We start from the raw sequence: 336 nt of genomic DNA on the forward strand, positions 1-336 counted from the left end.
GTAGTGCATGACCTCGTGGACGAGGACGGCCGGGTTGTCGTTGGTGTTCCAGCGGGCCTGGTGGGTGGTGTCGTCGGGATTGCCGGTGATCTCGACGGGGACGCCGTTGGTGTCGACGGTGAGTTCGACGTGCAGTTCGCGGCCGCCGGGGAGGGTGTACTGGCCGTTGACCCGCTGGTCGATGGTGTTCTGGATGTTGTTCGCGAAGTCCCGGAGCTGGTCCGGTGTCATCCGGTCGTTGCGGGAGGTGAGGTCGAGTTTGACCTCGAGGGAGCGGTAGTCCTTGCCGTCGGCGGTGAAGTCGCGGCTGGTGAAGTCGATGGTGGTGATCTCGCC

At 64.9% G+C, this 336-nt stretch carries 1 protein-coding gene; it reads right to left on the bottom strand.

What is annotated here, in order from left to right; all coding sequences use genetic code 11:
• A partial coding sequence (locus WH85_RS52095) for a hypothetical protein (RefSeq protein ID WP_045748613.1) occupies positions 1-336 on the bottom strand: 336 nt, incomplete at both ends.

It is taken from the genome of Actinoplanes rectilineatus, from assembly GCF_000962825.1.
Lineage (GTDB): Bacteria > Actinomycetota > Actinomycetes > Mycobacteriales > Micromonosporaceae > Actinoplanes > Actinoplanes rectilineatus.